At 57.5% G+C, this 2378-nt stretch carries 2 protein-coding genes; both read right to left on the minus strand.

All coding sequences use genetic code 11. The features are described from left to right. Positions 1-1243: CoA-binding protein (locus ACOYNV_RS27550; RefSeq protein WP_422903017.1), on the minus strand; the 1243-nt coding region annotated here is incomplete at its 3' end. A 13-nt stretch (positions 1244-1256) separates the two neighbouring features. Continuing rightward, positions 1257-2249: a Bug family tripartite tricarboxylate transporter substrate binding protein gene (locus ACOYNV_RS27555; protein ID WP_422903018.1), complete on the minus strand. Its 993-nt coding sequence runs from the start codon at positions 2247-2249 to the stop codon at positions 1257-1259. Between the last annotated feature and the right edge of the window lie 129 nt (positions 2250-2378).

Here is a 2378-nt window from a genome sequence, read left to right on the forward strand (position 1 = left end):
TGGTGCCGCTCTTGTTCAGGTCAATCACGACTTGTGCCGCCCCAACCATATCGGGCTGCGTAGTCATCACAAAAATGCCTGCACCGACATTCGGATCGGCCATCATTTGACTCAGTACCTGATACAACCATTGCGGGTCCCGCATCCGGTCGGATGCCGGTACCGCGCCAAGGTCAAAGGGCAGGTGGGCAACGCTTTGCGGCACCAGTGGCGCCAGCTTTTCAACGGTCGCATCAGACAGAGTGGCCACTTGCAGTCCCGCTTCGCCGATCAGATCTGATGCCACTGCACCACCGCCACCTGAGCCGGAAAATACAGCAATCTGCTTGCAACTCGGTGCAGCCAGCGTCGCCCAGGCGGCGGCCTGGGTTACGAGTTCCAAATAGTCATCTACCAGCACAGCTCCCTCGTAACGTACCGCCGCCTCAAACGCTTGGTAGGGACCCGCCATACTCGCTGTATGTGACTGCACGGCACGCCGTCCAGAGTCAGTTCTGCCTGCTTTCACCAGCAGCACTGGCTTGCCCACGGAACGCGCGCTGCGCAGCAATTCGAGAAAACGCTGAGGGTTCTTCAGCCCTTCAACGTACAGGGAAATCACATGCGTGTGGCGATCGGCGACTGCGTACTCCAGGAAGTCGCAGACCTCCAGATCGGCCTGGTTGCCCAAAGACACGCAAAGGCTAAAACCCGAACCCAGGTCGTAGGCCCTGGCCAGCATGGCCCCGGCCAGCGCCCCGCTCTGGCTAATCAGGGCGATATTGCCCTTGATGAGGGTCGCGTTTCGCATCAACGCCTGTGAGTTGAGCAGACACAGATTGGCATGGCTATGGAAATAGCCCATGCAGTTCGGACCGATGATCCGTATGCCGGCGCTGCGCGCAATCTGCATCAGCGCGTCTTGCAATTGTTGACCGGCGGCGCCGGATTCTGCAAACTGCGAGGTGACCATCAGGATCGCCTTGACCCCAGCCTTGGCGCAATCATGGAGGGCGTCAATGGCGCGTTCGTGCGGAACTGCAAACAAAGCTACATCAACCACCTGTCCAATGGCTGTTACCGACGCGAAGGCGGGGATGCCCTGGACCCGGTCGCTGCGTGGATTGACAGGGTAGATAGAGCCGGAAAAACCAAATTTCTGCAGCAGAGCCAGCATGCTGCCACCCCATTTGGAGAGATCATCGGATGCACCGAGAATCGCTATCGACCTGGGATTGAGGATGTCTTCGATACTGGTTGTCATGGCAAGTATCCGTCTATTCCGTCTTGATATTCAGATCCTTGATGACCTTGCCGTAAACGCTGTAATCGTTCTCCCAGACTTTGCGGAAGTCCTTGGGGCCAAGGAAGGCCGCAGAGATCGCGAAGGGCCGCATTCTGGTCGCCACATCCGGATGCTTGAGGGCCTTTTCAAATTCTGTGGCGAGTTTGTCAACGATCTCTGGTGGCGTCCCCTTGGGCGCAAAGGCACCGAACCAGGTGCCCTCACGATTGACCTGTGGCACAGGCAATTCGCCTACCGCAGGCACATCCGGAAAATCGTCCAGGCGCTTGTCTCCAAAGACACCAAGCAACTTGGCCTTGCCCTGCTTGACATACTGAAGCATGGTCACATCGGCCACCATGTCCAGTCGGTTCGCCAGCAAGTCACTGACCATGTCGGCAGCACCCTTGTACGGGATGTGCGTCATTTGAATGCCCCAGCCACGTTGCAGCGTCTCTCCGTTCAAATGCCCCTGTGACCCGACTCCGGATGTTGCGTAGTTGATCTTGCCCGGGTGTGCCTTGGCGTAGGCGATGAATTCCTGCACATTGTTGGCTGGGACCTGGGTGCCGACAACCAGCACGCCCTTGAATTCACTCAGACGTGCAACCGGAATCAGATCCTTCTCTGTGTCGTAGGGAAGCTTTCTCAGGTGTGGGGTGATGGACATAATGCCAGTCGGAACTACGAGTAGCGTGTAGCCGTCAGGTGCTGCCGTCGCCGCCGCCTGCGCCGCAATGGCACCACCTGCGCCGGTTCGGTTATCAATCAGGAACGGTTGCCCTGTCGAGAGTTGCATGTTCTGCGCCAGAACCCGCATCACAACCTCCATGCCGCCGCCAGGTGAAAACGGGTAGACGATTCGCACCGGCTTGGACGGATAGGGGTCGGCAGCATGTGCGGTTCCGAAACAGAGGCTTGCGATTGACGCAGCGAGGAGGGCGGAAAACGCCGTTTTGAGCGAGTTCAAGAGCTTGGATTTCATGCTAAGACTTTCGGTTGCAGGAGTACGTGGAATGTGGCTCATGGTACGTGGGTCGGCCAGGATCGCCAACAAACAATTTTGTCTATCGATATGCAATTGTGCAAGAGGGGAAACTGGCATGACTGAAAT

The organism is Propionivibrio sp. (genome assembly GCF_049316945.1).
GTDB lineage: Bacteria > Pseudomonadota > Gammaproteobacteria > Burkholderiales > Rhodocyclaceae > Propionivibrio.